This window comes from Bradyrhizobium tropiciagri, assembly GCF_018130505.1.
Taxonomy (GTDB): Bacteria; Pseudomonadota; Alphaproteobacteria; order Rhizobiales; family Xanthobacteraceae; genus Bradyrhizobium; species Bradyrhizobium tropiciagri_B.
On the sequence record NZ_JAFCKH010000009.1, the window covers coordinates 308,011 to 323,457 of the forward strand.

14 protein-coding genes are annotated in these 15,447 nt (G+C 66.5%); 5 read left to right on the forward strand and 9 right to left on the reverse strand.

Going from position 1 to position 15,447, the window contains the following annotated elements; translation table 11 throughout:
• Window positions 1-18: 18 nt before the first annotated feature.
• Together JQ633_RS23920 and JQ633_RS23925 are read left to right on the forward strand one after the other, a co-directional pair.
• The gene (locus JQ633_RS23920) at window positions 19-639 is read left to right on the forward strand and encodes a hypothetical protein (protein ID WP_211987616.1); all 621 of its coding nucleotides are present in this window, start codon (window positions 19-21) and stop codon (window positions 637-639) included.
• Between the two features lie 96 nt (window positions 640-735).
• Complete coding sequence (locus JQ633_RS23925) at window positions 736-2,793, forward strand: tetratricopeptide repeat protein (protein WP_211987518.1); 2,058 nt, start codon at window positions 736-738, stop codon at window positions 2,791-2,793.
• 190 nt (window positions 2,794-2,983) lie between these two features.
• On the opposite strand, the gene JQ633_RS23930 is transcribed toward JQ633_RS23925, so the two are convergent.
• The 5 genes from JQ633_RS23930 to JQ633_RS23950 form a co-directional block, all read right to left on the reverse strand.
• The gene (locus tag JQ633_RS23930) at window positions 2,984-3,184 is read right to left on the reverse strand and encodes a cold-shock protein (RefSeq protein WP_057019268.1); all 201 of its coding nucleotides are present in this window, start codon (window positions 3,182-3,184) and stop codon (window positions 2,984-2,986) included.
• A gap of 852 nt (window positions 3,185-4,036) precedes the next feature.
• Window positions 4,037-4,348 carry a c-type cytochrome gene (locus JQ633_RS23935; RefSeq protein WP_211987519.1) on the reverse strand — a complete coding sequence of 104 codons (312 nt, stop codon included), beginning with the start codon at window positions 4,346-4,348 and terminating at the stop codon, window positions 4,037-4,039.
• 11 nt (window positions 4,349-4,359) lie between these two features.
• Window positions 4,360-5,559, reverse strand: coding sequence for a molybdopterin-dependent oxidoreductase (locus tag JQ633_RS23940; RefSeq protein WP_211987520.1), 1,200 nt, complete (start codon window positions 5,557-5,559; stop codon window positions 4,360-4,362).
• Between the two features lie 218 nt (window positions 5,560-5,777).
• Complete coding sequence (locus JQ633_RS23945; protein WP_433995684.1) at window positions 5,778-6,077, reverse strand: hypothetical protein; 300 nt, start codon at window positions 6,075-6,077, stop codon at window positions 5,778-5,780.
• A 113-nt stretch (window positions 6,078-6,190) separates the two neighbouring features.
• Complete coding sequence (locus JQ633_RS23950) at window positions 6,191-7,927, reverse strand: adenylate/guanylate cyclase domain-containing protein (RefSeq protein WP_211987521.1); 1,737 nt, start codon at window positions 7,925-7,927, stop codon at window positions 6,191-6,193.
• Between the two features lie 216 nt (window positions 7,928-8,143).
• Here JQ633_RS23950 and JQ633_RS23955 point away from each other — a divergent pair, with 216 nt between their 5' ends.
• A complete protein-coding gene (locus tag JQ633_RS23955) occupies window positions 8,144-9,742 on the forward strand; it encodes a glycosyltransferase family 39 protein (RefSeq protein ID WP_211987618.1) in 1,599 nt (532 codons plus the stop codon).
• A 150-nt stretch (window positions 9,743-9,892) separates the two neighbouring features.
• Here JQ633_RS23955 and JQ633_RS23960 read toward each other — a convergent pair whose 3' ends face one another.
• Together JQ633_RS23960 and JQ633_RS23965 are read right to left on the reverse strand one after the other, a co-directional pair.
• Window positions 9,893-10,933: a YcjF family protein gene (locus JQ633_RS23960; RefSeq protein WP_211987522.1), complete on the reverse strand. Its 1,041-nt coding sequence runs from the start codon at window positions 10,931-10,933 to the stop codon at window positions 9,893-9,895.
• Window positions 10,930-12,393: a YcjX family protein gene (locus tag JQ633_RS23965; protein ID WP_211987523.1), complete on the reverse strand. Its 1,464-nt coding sequence runs from the start codon at window positions 12,391-12,393 to the stop codon at window positions 10,930-10,932. Before JQ633_RS23965 ends, JQ633_RS23960 begins: the two co-directional genes overlap by 4 nt.
• A gap of 179 nt (window positions 12,394-12,572) precedes the next feature.
• On the opposite strand from JQ633_RS23965, the gene trhA reads away from it, so the two are divergent.
• Together trhA and JQ633_RS23975 are read left to right on the forward strand one after the other, a co-directional pair.
• Complete coding sequence (gene trhA / locus JQ633_RS23970; RefSeq protein WP_211987524.1) at window positions 12,573-13,268, forward strand: PAQR family membrane homeostasis protein TrhA; 696 nt, start codon at window positions 12,573-12,575, stop codon at window positions 13,266-13,268.
• Between the two features lie 69 nt (window positions 13,269-13,337).
• Window positions 13,338-14,132, forward strand: a complete 795-nt coding sequence (locus JQ633_RS23975) for an SDR family oxidoreductase (RefSeq protein ID WP_211987525.1) — start codon at window positions 13,338-13,340, stop codon at window positions 14,130-14,132.
• Between the two features lie 144 nt (window positions 14,133-14,276).
• Here JQ633_RS23975 and JQ633_RS23980 read toward each other — a convergent pair whose 3' ends face one another.
• Both JQ633_RS23980 and JQ633_RS23985 read right to left on the reverse strand, forming a co-directional pair.
• Window positions 14,277-14,810 carry an isochorismatase family protein gene (locus JQ633_RS23980; protein WP_211987526.1) on the reverse strand — a complete coding sequence of 178 codons (534 nt, stop codon included), beginning with the start codon at window positions 14,808-14,810 and terminating at the stop codon, window positions 14,277-14,279.
• A gap of 4 nt (window positions 14,811-14,814) precedes the next feature.
• Window positions 14,815-15,429: a TetR/AcrR family transcriptional regulator gene (locus JQ633_RS23985; protein WP_249159586.1), complete on the reverse strand. Its 615-nt coding sequence runs from the start codon at window positions 15,427-15,429 to the stop codon at window positions 14,815-14,817.
• Window positions 15,430-15,447 lie beyond the last annotated feature (18 nt).

The following is a 15,447-nucleotide window of genomic DNA, read 5'->3' on the forward strand; positions in this document are numbered from 1 at the left end:
GATCAGCCGATACGAACGATGCGCGCCGGATTTGCCGGCGCGTTGGCTGCGGTCATGCTGTTGCTGCCGGCAACGGCTCCAACCAATGCGGCCGAACTCAGCGCCGGCGTCGCGCAGCTCTATACGTCGGTCTCGATCTATCCGCCGTCGGCGTCGGCGATGACGGTCTGCTACGGCTTCGTCTGCCGGCGCCGCGAGACGCTCGACTTCTCCGCGGCCGACCGGGCCGCGCTCGGCAAGATCATGGCCGCAGGCCGCGCCAATGCCGCCGCCGAGCGCGCGGCCGTGCAGAAGGCGGTGATCTGGTTCGATCGTCGCATGGCGCCGATCCTCGGCACCGACAAGCGCGTCGCGAAAGCGGATTTCCGCGCCAACGACGACAAGCACAATTACGATTGCTGGGACACCACCCGCAACACCACCAGCCTGATGCTGGTGATGCAGATGTGGAACCTGTTCAAGTTCCACGACGTCGGCAATCCGCATTACCGCGGCTTCTCGTTCGGCCAGACGCCGCACAACACCGCCGTGCTGGTCGAGCGCGCCACCAAGGTGGAATGGGCGGTCGACCTCTGGCCGCGCGGCTACCTGCAGCCGCCCGATGTCATGACCGTCGCCAAATGGGTGACGGAAGATTGAACGGTTGCCGATCGTGGTGGAACTGGCACCGTGACGTGTCTTAGGCGTTGATTGCCCGGAGGCCGGGAGCTTCCGATCAATTGCCGGGGTCACGCCATGCGGTTCCGTTCGATCTGCTCTGATGTCGTGATCGGCGGTCACCTTTGCTTGCTGGCGATTGCGCTATCGGTGTCCGCGGCCATCGGGCCGGCACGGGCGGGCGCTCTCGAAGAGTGCGCCGGGCAGGCCGGCGACAAGGTCGAGGCCGCCTGTTCGGCCGTCATCGACGATGCCGCGCGGCCGGCCGACGACCGCGTCAAAGCCTTTGCGGGCCGTGCGCGGTTCTACAACAATCATGGCAAGTTCGATGCCGCCGCAGCCGATACCGAAGCGGCGCTGCAGTTGAACCCGCAATTCGTGGCCGCGCTGCTCTCGCGCGGCTATGCGCGCCAGCACCAGGGCAAGATCGATCAGGCGCGGGCCGATCTCGATCGCGCTGCCGAGCTCGAGCCGAACAATGCCTTCGTCTTCGCAGCGCGCGGCAATCTGCGCGCCGACCAGCGCGCCTGGGTGGATGCGCTTGCCGATTACGACCATGCGATTGCGCTACGGCAGGATCTTGTGGCCGCGCATGTCGGACGGGCGCGGGTCAATGTCGAAACCGGGCAGCTCGATGCGGCGCTGGCCGATCTCAACACGGCGCTTGCCATCACCCCGGCGGCGCAAGGCGCGTTCTACTGGCGCGGCCAGGCCTATCGCCGCAAGGGTGATGTCGACCGTGCGATTGCCGATTTCACGCGCGCCATCGCGCAGGCGCCGCAGACCGAGCGCGGCGCCTATTTCGCGCGTGCCCAGCTCTACAGCGCCAAGGGCGATTATGCCCGTGCGATCGCCGATTTCGACAGGCTGCTGACACTGCTTCCCGGCAACAAGGAGGTGCAGCAGCAGCGCCAGCAGGCAGTTGCGATGCAGGCCGAACTTGCCAAGGCCGGCACAGGCCCCGCCGCGCCGCCGTCCGCAATACCGGCTCCGGCCGCGCCGACCGCCCCGTCGGCCTCCACCAACCAGCGGATCGATCAGGCAAAGCAGCTCCTCGCGCAACACAATTATGCAGCCGCGATCACCACGCTCAGTCAGGTGCTGTTAGGCGATCCGCACAACGAAGCGGCGCTGCGGCTGCGCGGCATGACGTATTCCGTGCTCGGTCGTTCCGTGGACGCACGAAGTGATCTCGACGAATTGGTCAAGCTCAGGCCGAACGGCGCGGAGCTGCTTGCCCACCGTGCGATCCACGTGGCGGGAATGCGGCTGTTCGACGATGCGATGGCCGACGCGGAACGCGCGCTCACGCTCGATCCGAACAATGCGCTGGCCTATATCGGCCGCGGCATGGCCAAGGCCGGCACCGGCAAGGCGCAGGACGCGCTCGCCGATTACAGTCATTCGATCGCGCTCAATGCCAAGGACTCTCTGGCATTCACCGAGCGTGGACTGGCTTATGTCAGCCTCAACCAGATCGACAAGGCGCTGCTCGATTTCGACCAGGCGCTGGCGCTTGCACCGGCCAATCTGCTGGCGAAGTCCTGGCGGGGGCTGGAGTTGCTGCTCAAGGGCCGCACGGATGAGGGCATGGTCGATATCAACGCCGTGCTGGAGCGCAATCCCGGCAATCCGACGGCGCAGCTTGGCCGCGGGCTCGCGATGCTGACCTCGGCGCAATACGACCGGGCCGTCGCGGCGTTCGACCAGATCGTCGCCAAGGCGCCCAACGACCCGTTCGCTCACGTGCTGCGCGCGCGGGCCTGGCTCGGCCTGAAGAAGATCGACGAGGCGATGAAGGATCTCGATGGGGTGCTGGCGAGCCGGCCGGACTATCACGAGGCGCTGACACTGCGTGGCATCGCGCGGTCGGCACAGCACGACTACGCCAGATCGATCGAGGATCTCGACCGCGCGATCGCGCAGAAGGAGACGGTGGAGAGCCTGTTCGCCCGCGCCAGGGCGCATGAGGCACTCAACGATCCCGGCAAGGCGAGCGACGATTTCCGCAAAGCCACCCAGCTTGCGCCGTCGAGCATATTCGACGTGCTGGCGCAGGCGGAGTCCCGGCGCAAGATCGAGGAATTGTCGAAGAAGGTGCCGTGCGGCTCCGGCCATGGCGGCACCTGCCTGTGAGTACGGCGCTGACCGGGCATTCTGGAGCAATGGAAGCGGCCCGCCGGCGAGGGCGACCGCACGGCAACCCGGCGTCATGGCGCGCGGGCATCGTGCCCGCCCCGCCGAACGTCACGTTGTCTGGGTTGCTGCTTGGGCCCCACTCCCGAATGCTGTCCGAGAGTGCGCCGCTTGGTCTTGCGCGGTCGCGCTAGACCTTGAGGTTTTCAGCTGATGTCTTGCCGCGATTAGCAATCTCTTCGTATTCGACCGACTGACCCTCGTTGAGCGTCTGAAGACCAGCCTTTTGAACTGCAGAAATATGCACGAAAATGTCCTTGCCGCCCGATGCGGGCTGGATGAATCCATAACCCTTGGTCGGGTTGAACCACTTCACGGTACCTTTGGGCATTCCAGTCGTCTCCGCGGAATCAAATCGAAACAGACCCGCCGGTCCCCGCACAACCGGCTTGTCCGCGCCGCACAGGATAGCAGTTTGAAAAAAGCTGGGTAGATCAAACGACAGTGTGTTTTCGGGCCGAAACAACCCGCTTTGCGGCGATTTGGTGCTGGGGTGCCTGTTTCATGATCAATTGATGCACTGCAAAAAGACCAGGTGTTCTTGCAGGGCGGACGGTGCGGTTCGTAGGATCGGTGGAGCGCAGCGATACCCATCCATCCTTCCGTACGGGTGAAAAATGATGGGTTTCGCTGCGCTCTACCCATCCTGCGGGACTTCGTCCGCACTCTCCGCCGTCATCGCCCGGCTTGACCGGGCGATCCAGCACGCCGAGGCCTCTCGGTTCAATCACGACGGCCTCTGGAATACTGGATCACCCGGTCGAGCCGGGTGATGACGCCGCGTAGTTTGACGAGCGATGCGGACCGTACCTGGTGTCGTCGTGGCGAAAGCCAACTACATCGCCGCCGCTGTCATCGCCCGGCTTGACCGGGCGATCCAGTACGCCGCGGCCTCTCGGTTCAATCACTGCGGCCTCTGGAATACTGGATCACCCGGTCAAGCCGGGTGATGACGCCGCGTAGTTTGGCGAGCGATGCGGACCGTACCTGGTGTCGTCGTGGCGAAAGCCAACTACATCCCCACCCGCCGCTGTCATCGCCCGGCTTGACCGGGCGATCCAGTACGCTGCGGCCTCTCGGTTCAATCACGACGGTCTCTGGAATACTGGATCACCCGGTCGAGCCGGGTGATGACGGCGTGTTGTGTGGCGAGCGTCTCCAGGCACGACGGTCGCCACCCCCCTCAATACGTTGCGGCGAGATATTCCACGATCTTGCCGACGTCGGCGTCGTCGATCGGCGCGCCGTAGACCTTGATCATCTTGGTCACCTCGGCCTGCCAGAAATCCTTCTTGAACTTCTCGCCCTGCGGCTGGGTCTTGATGTAGTCGGCCGAGTGGCAGGCGGTGCAGTTGTTCTGCACGACGTCGAGGTTGGGGCCCGGCTTGAAGGTCGTGGTTTCCTCGGGAACCGTGTAGTTCAACGGGGCGGCGGTGGCGGCGGCGATCGAGAGCGTGGCGATCGCGCCGAGCGTGAGAAGCAGCTTGCTGGTCATGATGCTTCTCCTCACGCGACGGTGACGCGCGTGGTTTCGACGACGTTGCGCAGGTAGCCGGCCGGATTCCACAGCGGGTCCATCGGCTGGGTGTCGCCGGCATTGTTGGTGGCGCGCACCTTCAGATCGTACGATCCGGCGGCGAGCTTGACCGGCAGCTTCCATTCGCGGAAGGCGTATTTGCCGAGATCCTTGCCGAGCTTGGCGTTGGTCCAGGTCTTGCCGCCGTCGGTCGAGACCGCGACCTCCTTGATGCCCTTGCCGCCGTCGAAGGCGATGCCGCGCAGCGTGGTGCGGCCGGCCTTCAGCTTGCCGCCGTCGGTGACGCTGGTGATGAACGAGCGCACCGTGAAGCGGTTGATCGGGATCGTCGCCTTCGGCGCGGTGCCGGGCTCGACCGCGTTGTTCGGCGTATCCGGGATCCGGTAGGCGGACTTCATCCAGAAGCCGTCGAACACGCTGTCGATCACGGTGATTTCATTGAGGTGCTTGACCCAGTAGGTGCCGTAATAGCCGGGCACCACGAGGCGCAGCGGGAAGCCGTTGAGGAACGGCAGGTCCTCGCCGTTCATGCCATAGGCCAGCATCACCTCGCCGTCGCGGGCGTGGTCGATGTCGAGCGCCTTGACGAAGTCCGGCGTCTTGTCGCTGACCGGCCCGTCCATGCCGTTGAACGTGACCTGCTTGGCGCCGGACTGCACGCCGGCCATGTCGAGCACGGTCTTCAGCGGCACGCCGCGCCAGCGCGCGCAGCCCATCGCACCATTGGCGAGTTGGCCGCCGGCGACGCGCGGATTGAAGAAGCCGCGGCTGTTGCCGGAGCACTGGTTGACGGCGACGATCTCCGTCGCCTTCATCTTCATGATTTCCTTGAGCGACAGCTTCAGCGGCTTGTCGACCTTGCCCTTGATCTCGAGCGTGAACTTGTCGGGATCGAGATTGTAGGGAAGGTCGGCGAGGTGATAGCGGACGAAGAATGCGTTGTTCGGCGTCAGCGGGCCGTCGTTGAAGATCGAGAACGGCGTTTCCAGCTGCGGCGGCCGGCTGGTCAGGCCGATCATCGGGCGCTTTTGCGGATAGCGCACCAGCGGCCGTTCGCCGTTGCCGAACGGCAGTGTCACGGTGTCGAGCGCGAACGCGCCCTTCGATCCCAGCCCGGTAACCAAAGCGGCCAGGCCGGCACGTTTCATCAAGTCTCGTCGATCGAGCATTCCGCTTCCCCCGAAGCTAGTCAGTCGTGAGCTGGTCATCACCAGGCTCAGTTTGTCTCGCGCACTCGGTTCACGACATGCGCACCGGGAGCAAATGTCGCACCCGGGAACCCGAAGTCAATTGATGCTTTCGGAGCGTCCACCAGCATTGCGTTGCAACAATGAAAAGCCCCGGCCACGTTGGCGGCCGGGGCATTTCCATCCGACGGAAGGGTCGATCAGTAGCAGACGTTCACGGTGCGATAGCGGTAGCCGTAGGGCGTCAGCACCATGCGGGTGACGTAGCAGCCGGAGTCGACGAAGCCGACGCCGATGCCGAAACCGTGGCCACCCCAGTAGTGATTATGATGCGGATGCCAGCCGCCGCCGAACGGCTTGGCGGAGGCAGCGGTGGGCGCCAGCGCGGCGGCACCGATTGTAGCGGCAGTGGCGAGAGCGAGGGTCACTTTGCGAAACATGGTGTTCTCCTTCAGTTGCGCGTTGAGCTCTGTCGCGGCGCGGGTTGCGGTGTTGCCCATCGCCAATCAGTCGAGCTCGCGACCACGCACGTTCGATGAACGCCTGTTCAGGTGTGCGGCAGGTCACACAGAGGCCGACAGCCATCACATCGTGGCTGCGGCGCCAGAACCTTTCACGCCGCGACGGCACGCCGCTCGTCGAGCAGCGCCGCGAGCACGCGGGTCGATTCGACCGTGCGCACGGTCATCGGCTCGTTGCGGCCGCGGATCGCGACCTCCTGTGCGGGCAGTGCATCCTCGGCCAGGCCGGCCGTGGTGCGGACCTCGTCCGAGATCACGGCCTCGCAGGCCAGCGCCTTGGTCATGTCCTGCAGCCGAGCCGCGACGTTGACGGCATCGCCGAGCGCGGTGAACACCATGTGATCGCGATAGCCGATGTCGCCGACGATCACTTCGCCGCCATGGATGCCGATGCCGAAACGGATCGGCTCGTGCAGATCGTGGCTGAGGAACTGGTTCAGCTCGTCGATATTGACCGCGATCAGCGCCGCGGCGCGCAGCGCCTGGCGGCAGGCCTCTTCGCGGCTGACGGTCAGCCCGAACAGCGCCAGCATGCCGTCGCCGATGAACTGGTTCGGCCGGCCGCCGGCCTCCAGCACCGCCTGCGACACCGCGCCGAGGAAGCGGTTGACGATGAAAACGGTATCGAACGGCAGCCGCTTCTCGGCGAGCTGCGTCGAGCCGCGCATGTCGACGAACAGGCTGACGAGGTAGCGCTCCTGGCCGATCCGTGCCGGATTATCGGCGGTCGCATTGGCCGACATCGTGTGCGGCAGGAACAGCTGGAAGAAGGTCAGGTCGCCGGTCGGCCGCAGCTGGCAGGCGAGGCGGATCGACGGATCGTCGCTGCCGACCCGGTGCAGCACGAAAGCCTCGCGCGGCGACGGCTCGGGCAGTGCAACGTGGTCGCCGATGACGCGGATGCGGCAGGTCGAGCAGCGCGCGCGGCCGCCGCAGACGCTGGCATGCGGCACGTTGTGGCGCAGGCTCGCCTCCAGCACGCTCAGCCCCTTCGGTACCCGCACGGTGCGGCCGTTGCCGTAGGACAGAGCGATCATGCCGCCGCGGCGCTCGAGCAGGGCGCGCGCGCCGCGCGCGAGCAGGACGAGGCCGAGCAGGCCGAGATAGCCGATCGTCAGGCCGCTGGTGACGGCATCGAGCATGTTGCCCTGCGCCGCGGTGCCGAGCTTCTGCACCGACAGCTCCTCGCGCCGCCAGTCGGCATCTTGATAGTCCGATATCGTGGTGCGGCCAGCCTGGTAGATGCCGAGCATCGCCAGCGTCGGGATCAGCACGGCGGCGGCGAGCAGGAACGGTGCGGCGCGGTGGAAGAACGGCCGCAGCCGCAGCCAGAAATACAGCCCGATGCAGCCATGCACCCAGGCGATCACCAGCACCGTCAGCATGGTCCACAGCCGCATCGGCGAAGCGATGAAGAACAGATACAGTTCCTGCGGGTAGAGCTTTTGGTGGCCGTACAGCGCCTGGCCGAGCCGCGCGCCGACGATATGGGCGACGATCAGCATCGGGATGCTGAGGCCGAGCGCAAGCTGCAGCGGCTCGATCGCCCGCCAGCGGAATTCGCGGCGCTGGTACAGCGCCCAGATGCCGAGCGCGGTATGCACCAGGCAGGCGCTGTAGAAGATGATCGCGACCGGGAGGAACTGCCAGAACTCGGTGTGGTAGTAGACGCCGACCGACAGCGCCTCCATCGAGATGTTGCCGAGCGCGTGATTGAGGAAATGGCTCACCAGATAGGCGAACATGATCGTGCCGGAGACCAGGCGGACCTGCCGCAGTCCGACGCCGCGGGCCATGTCCTGGAGATGTTCACGCGAAGGGGAGGCCATGTGATTCATGATCGGCAAGTCTAGTGGTTAATTCCCGTGGTGAACACCACCGCCGGCCGGCACAGCCGCAGATGGCGGGCGCCGCGCACGTTGACACCCCCGCAAGAGTCGAACAAAAAGCGCGCCGTGACGATAGCCTCCACCGATAACAACCGCGTTAAGCCGGCCCGCGCGCGCGCGCCCGATTGGCGCGGCGTCGTTGCCGTGATCGTCGCGATGACCGCGATGCGGCTGGTCTATGCCCATGCGCTCGATCTGCGCACCGACGAGGCCTATTACTGGACCTGGTCGAAGGAAAGCGTGCTGTCGTTCCTCGACCATCCCCCGATGATCGCCTGGTTCATCCGCTTCGGCACGGCGATCTTCGGCGACACCAATCTCGGGGTCCGTTTCGGCGGCATCGTTGCGATGCTGGTGACCCAGCTGCTGCTCGCCGACATCGTCCGCCGTGTGACGTCGAACAATGTCCGCGCCGTGATGCTCGCGCTGCTGCTGCCGGAGGCGGCGCTGTATTACGGGCTGCTGATGGCCAAGGTCGCGCCGGACACCGCGCTGATCCCTTTTTCAGTCGCTATGCTGTGGTCGCTGGTGCGGCTGGCGCAAAGCAATGACGGGCGCTGGTGGCTCGCCGCCGGCCTGTTCACCGGGCTGGCGCTATTGTCGAAGTTCACCGCGATCATGCTGGTGCCGGCGGTGCTGGCGTTCGCACTGGTGCCGGATTGGCGCTGGCGCTGGCTGCGCAGCCCGTATCCCTGGCTCGCCGCGCTGATCGCGATCCTCGTGTTCTCGCCGGTGCTGATCTGGAACGCGGAGCACGACTGGGCCTCGTTCCGCTTCCAGGCGGTGCGCGCCACCGCCGAGCGCGCCTTCACGCTGCGCACCGCCGGCGAATTCATCGGCATGCAGTTCGGCCTGGTCGGCTTCGTGCTGCTGCCGGTCGTGCTGTTCGGCACCGCGCTGACGGCGTGGCGCGGCTATCGCCGGCGCGAGCCGGTCGCGATCCTGCTGTCGACGGCGGTGCTGGTGCCGTTTCTCTATTTCCTCTGGAAGTCGCTGACGCTGCGGGTCGGCGACACCTGGCCGATGTTCCTGTGGCCGGCGGGATTTGCCGCGGTCGCCATCAACGTCACCCGGATGCCGTTCGAGGGCTGGTCGGCCGGGCTGGTCAGATCGACCATCTTCTGGGCGCGCACCGCGGTCCCCGCCGGCATCGCCTTCGTCGTCTGCGTGTTCCTGTACTACATGTTCGCGCCGTGGAATCTGATCGGCCATACCGATCCGATCGGCGCCGAGGCCGGCTACGACAAGCTTGCTGCGCGTGTCGAGGCCCAGTTGCGGGCCACCGGCGCGACATGGGTTGCGACCACGGACTACCGTACCTATGCGATGCTGCGCTGGTTCTTGCGCGGCAAGGTGCCGGTCATCGAGGTCACCGAGCGCGGCCGCTTCCAGGGTTTTGCCGATCCCGGCATGAACGTGATCCGCGACCACACCGGTCTCTACGTCGGCCGCGAGCCCGAGGACAGGCTGCCGTTGTGGGACGAGACCTCCGCGGTACGCCAGCCGCTGGAGCGGGTGGTGCGGACGTGGCGCGGCACCGTGATGGATAGCTACGCGCTGCAGAAGCTCAGCGGCTGGACGCCGGACCTCTTGCCGCCGCCGGACAGCACCTTCTTCCGCTGGCGCGTGCTGGCGTTCCTTCCTTCTCCCCTTGTGGGAGAAGGTGGCAGGCGAAGGCTGCCGGATGAGGGGTGTCTCTCCGCGAGTGCGGTGCGTGTGGAGGGATACCCCTCACCCGAGCGAGCGTGTGGCTGATTGTGGAGTTGCCCTCTCCCACAAGGGGAGAGGGCGCAGCAACGGGCGCCGTCTTGTGCTGAAACCTCGTAGGGTGGGCAAAGCGAAGCGTGCCCACCATCACGAGCACGTCGGGAATGGTGGGCACGTCGCTGCGCTCGTTTGCCCACCCTACGTGCGTTCGTCGTCTTCCTCGCGCTTGCGCAGGAGATCCTTGGCCAGATCGGTCAGCGCGGGGCGCGGCAGGGCGTTGAACGGCATCGGGCGCGTCACCTCGATCGCGGCGAGGCCGAGCCTTGCGGTGAGCAGGCCGTTGAGCATGCCTTCGCCGAGACGTTGGGATAGTTTGGCGGCGATGCCGTGGCCGAGCATCTGCTGGATCAGGCTGTCGCTCGCCGCCATGCCGCCGGTGATCGCGAGATGCGCGATGACGTGGCGCAGCAGGCGGATCATTCCGAGCGCGCCGGGGCGGCCGCCGTAGAGCCGTGCCAGCTGCCGGATCATCCGCAAGCTCGCCAGGAACACGAACAGCACGTCGAACAATGCGCGCGGCGCGACCGCGGTGACGACGGAAACGCGCTGCGCCGCCGTCGACACCAGCCGCCGCGCTTCCTCGTCGAGCGGCGTCATCAGTTCGCGCTCGGCGAGGCGGATCATGTCGGCGCCGTCGATGATGTCATCGGTGTGACTCTGCAGCGCGCTGCGGGCGCGCGCCAGCTGCGGGGTCTGGTGCGCGAGCTTGAGCAGGTCGGCGACGATCGCCCGGCTCGCCGTGCGGTCGTCGCTGATCAGGACTTCCGCCGCGCGCAGATGCAGCTTCTCGATGGTCGCCAGCCGCGCCAGTCCGACCAACTCGCGCATGGTCACGACCGCGAGTGCCACTGCGGCGATCGCCGCAAGGGCGAGGCCGAGGAAGCCGAGCCCCTCGTTGCGCGCGAACAGATCCTCGACCAGGTTGATGACGCCGAGCCCGGTGCCGAGCACGACGAGGCCGGCGACCGCGCTCCAGAACACCGTGCCCCAGCGGAAGCCGCGCCGCGCCGGCACCAGCGGCGTGTCGACGGTGGCCGGCAGCTGCGCGGGCTCGGCTTCGGGCACGATCTGGATCGTGCCGCGGGTGAGGCGGCCGGTGTCATCGGGATCGATCACGACCACGCCGGGATCGTCGAGCTTGAACGTCGCCGGCCGCCGTGGCGGCGTCTTCTCGTTCATTGCAGTCTGTCTCCGATCAGGAACTGGAGCGCTCGGTCAAGGCGGATGTGAGGCAGCACCGGCTCCGCATCGCCGTTGCGCTCCAGCTTCGGCGGGCGGAAGCGCAGGAAGCGGTAGTCGGCGCCATCGGCGCCGGCGCTGGCGAGGCCGCGGAATGTGCCCTTGAACAGCTCCTCGGGATTGTCGGGCAGGTCGCCCGGAAAGGTCGCGACTTCCGTCTCGCCGTCCAGCGTCCCGCCATTGGCGATCTCGCCCGGCGCCGGCGTGCCGAGGATCGAGGGCAGTCTGTCGCGGCCGCGCTGAACCTGCGCCTCGCGGGTGGCGCGCACCGCGGCGAGTGCCACGACGTCGATCGCGGCGCCGGCATATTCGGCGCGCTCGGCCGCCTTGGCCACGATCCGCCGCAGCACGGCCTCCAGCCGGTCGTGGCTCTGGTGATGCAGATGGTCGGCCTTGGTCGCCGCGAACAGGATGCGGTCGATGCGCGGCCGGAACAGCGCGCTCAGAAGCGTGCTGCGGCCGATCCGGAAGCAGTCGAGGATGCCGGCCAGCGCGGCCTCGAGATCGTGCAGCGCCTCGGGCCCGGCATTGAACGCGGCGAGCGCATCGGCGAGCACGATCTGGCGGTCGAGCCGCGCGAAATGATCGCGGAAGAACGGCCGCACCACGACGTCCTTGTAGGCCTCATAGCGCCGCCGCATCATCGCCCACAGCGAGCCGTCGGGCGCGCTGCCATCGATGGGCACGTCGAGTGGGGCGAAGGTCAGCGCCGGCGTGTCGGCGAGATTGCCCGGCATCAGGAAGCGGCCGGGCGGCAGCAGGCTCATCGCGAAGCGTTCGTCGCGGCAGGCGCGCAGATAGTCGGTGAACAGCCGTGCCTCGGTGAGCGCAGCCTGCTCGTCTTCCTTGGCCTCGGGCTTGAGAGTCGCGAGATGCGCATGCCACGGCGCCGCGAGCTTGGCGCGCAGAGGCTCGCGCGACAGCGCGAGGCTTTCCGCAGACCACTGCTCATAGCTCTTGGCCAGCAGCGGCAGGTCGAGCAGCCACTCGCCGGGATAGTCGACGATGTCGAGCGTGAGCGTGCGGTCCGCGCCATTTTGCCGCTGATACTCGATCACAAGCCGCAGCTCGGAAATGTCCGTGGTCGAGTTCGGCCAGCGCCGTTCCTCGACCAGGGTGCGGACATGGTTCTCATAGGCAAAGCGCGGCACCGCATCGTCGGGTTGCGGTGCAAGATAGGCGCGCGCGATCCGTCCCGAGGCATAGGCCTCGAACACCGGAAAGCGCCCGCCGCGGGTCAGCCCGTGCACCAGCGCGGTGATGAACACGGTCTTGCCGGCGCGCGACAGCCCGGTGACGCCGAGCCGCACGGTCGGGTTGAAGAACCCCTCGCCATAGTCGAGCAGCGCCCGCGCCGAGAGACGCGCTTCCTCGACGATATCTGAGAAGCTGGGGGTCATGGAGGGTTAACGGAAACCCGGCAGAACAGGGCCAAAAGGGGCGGGCGGTCACCCGCAAGGTGGCGATTATCGGGCCAAAATCAAGCTTCACATTTCCGGCGCCTTTGCAGGCGAGGGGTTGAACGCCTCGTCCTGACAACGATACGATCTCCTATCGGCCCTGAGGAAAGCGTTCCGGCATGACGGTCTTCCGCCTGAAGCAACTCGCCTCGACCTCGATCCACGCGGCCGGCGCCGCGCTGTGGAACTACGATCGCGCCGAGCTGATCGCCGACGGTGTCGTGCACATCGTCGGCCTTTGTCTCGGGCTGGTCGCCGCCACCGCGTTGATCGTGCTGACCGCGGTCTATGCCGGGCCGTTCGAGATCACCGTGGTCTCGGTCTATGTCGCAGGCCTGCTGGCGATGCTGGTGCTGTCGGCGACCTATAATCTCTGGCCGGTGTCGCGCGTGAAGTGGGTGCTACGGCGGTTCGATCACTCGGCGATCTATCTGTTGATCGCGGCGACCTACACGCCGTTCATCGTGCAGTTGAAGGAGAGCTACCTGGCGATCACGCTGCTGGTCGGCGTCTGGTGCGTGGCCATCTTCGGCATCTGGCTGAAGCTGCGCTATCCCGGCCGCTTCGACCGGCTCTCGATCGGGCTCTATCTGGCAATGGGCTGGAGCGGCGTCATGCTCTACGATGCCGTGGTGAAGACGCTGCCGGCGACGGCGCTCGGCTTCGTGCTGGCCGGCGGCATCCTCTACAGCTTCGGCGTGATCTTCCACTCCTGGCGCCGGCTGCGTTTCCAGAACGCGATCTGGCACAGCTTCGTGCTGCTCGGCGCCGCCTGCCACTATACCGCCGTGTTCGACGTCGTGCTGGCGAGCTGAACCCCTCGCCAACCGCGGTGGATGGGCTATCATATCCCCCGATAGCACTCAGACTCCGGGAGGATGGCCATGCAGGTGGCGGGTAAGGTCGTGGTGGTCACCGGCGGTGGCAATGGCATCGGCAAGGCGCTGTGCGAGGCGTTCCACGCCGCAGGCGCATCCAAGGTCGTGGTGGTCGACCTCGACCATGCTGCGGCGGAGAAGGTCGCAGCCGGCGTCGGCGGCGCGGCGTTCAAATGCGATGTCGGGCAGGAGAAGAATATCCTGCATGTGATCGAGGAGACCGAGCGGATGTTCGGCCCGATCGCGCTGTTCTGCTCCAATGCCGGGATCGGCGGCGGCTTCGACCCGCTGTCGAAGAACGCCGGCGGCACCTCGGACGAGCCATGGTCGCGGAGCTGGGCGATCCACGTGATGGCCCACGTCTATGCCGCGCGGCATCTGGTGCCGCGCATGAAGGCGCGCGGCGAGGGCTATTTCCTCAACACGATTTCCGCCGCGGGCCTGCTGTCGCAGGTCGGCAGCCCGGCTTACTCCACCACCAAGCACGCCGCGGTCGGCTTCGCCGAGAACCTCGCGATCTCGCACCGAGCCGACAACATCAAGGTCTCGATCCTCTGCCCGCAAGGCGTCGACACCAACATGCTGCGCTCGATCCCGAAAGGCCCGCAATCCGGCGACGGCGATCTGTCAGCCGAGCAGGTCGCGCAGGATGCGCTGAAGGGCATCGAGCAGGAGACGTTCCTGATCCTCCCGCACCCGCAAGTGCTCGGCTACATGCGCAAGAAGACCGAGAACTACGACCGCTGGATCGGCGGCATGGCCAAGATCCAGGCCAAGATGCGCGAGACGCACGGGAAGTGAGGGCGGCGCGAGCGGTGTACTCGCTCTCTCCCCGTCATTGCGAGGAGCGCAGCGACGAAGCAATCCATCCGTCCGCATATGTGGCGCCATTGATTGCTTCGCTTCGCTCGCAATGACGCGAAGAGGCGTGCTTCCCAATGCCTCTCACTTGACCAGCGCGATCGCCGCGCGGAAGTGCCGGTGCTCGGCGGTTTCCAGCCATTCGAACACCACCATCTCGGTGGTCACGATCTCCGCGCCGTGCCGCTCCATGCGGCGGACGGCCGTCTCCTTGTCCTCGGGCCGGCGCGAGCCGAGGGCGTCGCGCACGACGTAGACCTTGCGGCCGGCGTCGAGCAGGCCGAGCACGGTCTGCTGCACGCAGACATGGGCTTCGCAGCCGGCGACCACGATGTCCCGGTCGGCCGGGATGGCGCCGAGGAATTCGGGCTCGCGGACCGCATCGAAGGTCATCTTGTGGACCAGCCGGGCATTGCCGATCGAAAGTTCTGCGATGGTCGCGCCGAGGCCCTTGGCATTCTGCTCGGTGAAGACCGTCCTGATCTCCATGAGCGCGGCCATGTCGAGCAACCGCTGTGCGTTCCTCACGGCCGCGGCGCCGTCGTGGATCGCCGGCATCAGGCGGGACTGGAAGTCGACGATCAGGAGCAGCGATCGTCTCGGATCGATCGTCAGCATGGCTTCACTCCTTTCCGAGTTGCGCGATCCGCTCGCGCAGATAGGCGTCCATCAGATCGGGCGCGGAGGCGCCGAACATCCTGATGCGGCCGGTGTGCAGTAACAGCAACAGCCCGGTCGCATGGGCAAAGCAATCCACCATCACCGTGTTGGCCTTCTGCCTGGATGCGCCGAGCGCTTCGGCGGCTTCGGCGATCGGATGCAGCGCGGCCTCCAGCGCCGCGTTCAGCTCGCGGTCGCGATCGTGGCCGAGCCCGGCCGGCTTCATGCCGCCGCGGAACAGATAGAAGCCGAGGTCGAGGTCGCGCGGGTTGTCGGCATAATAGCGGAAGAACGCCATGCCGGCGGATTGCAGTTTCTGCCTGGCGCTGCGCGTCGTTGCGACGGCTGCGCTCACCGTCTCGCCGAGCGAGGCCAGCGATTGCCGCAGCACCTCGGCATAGATCGCCTCCTTGGAATCGAAGTGGAAGTAGAGCGCCGCCGGGGTGTAGCCGGCGCGGTTCGCGATCGCGCGCAGGCTGGCGCCCTCGAGGCCCTCTTCGGCGAACACGCTGCGCGCCGCATCCAGGATCAGCTCCCGCTTGTGGCGGCTGACAGCTTCCTTCCTGCTCTCGCGCATCTGCATCCGCCGATTCCG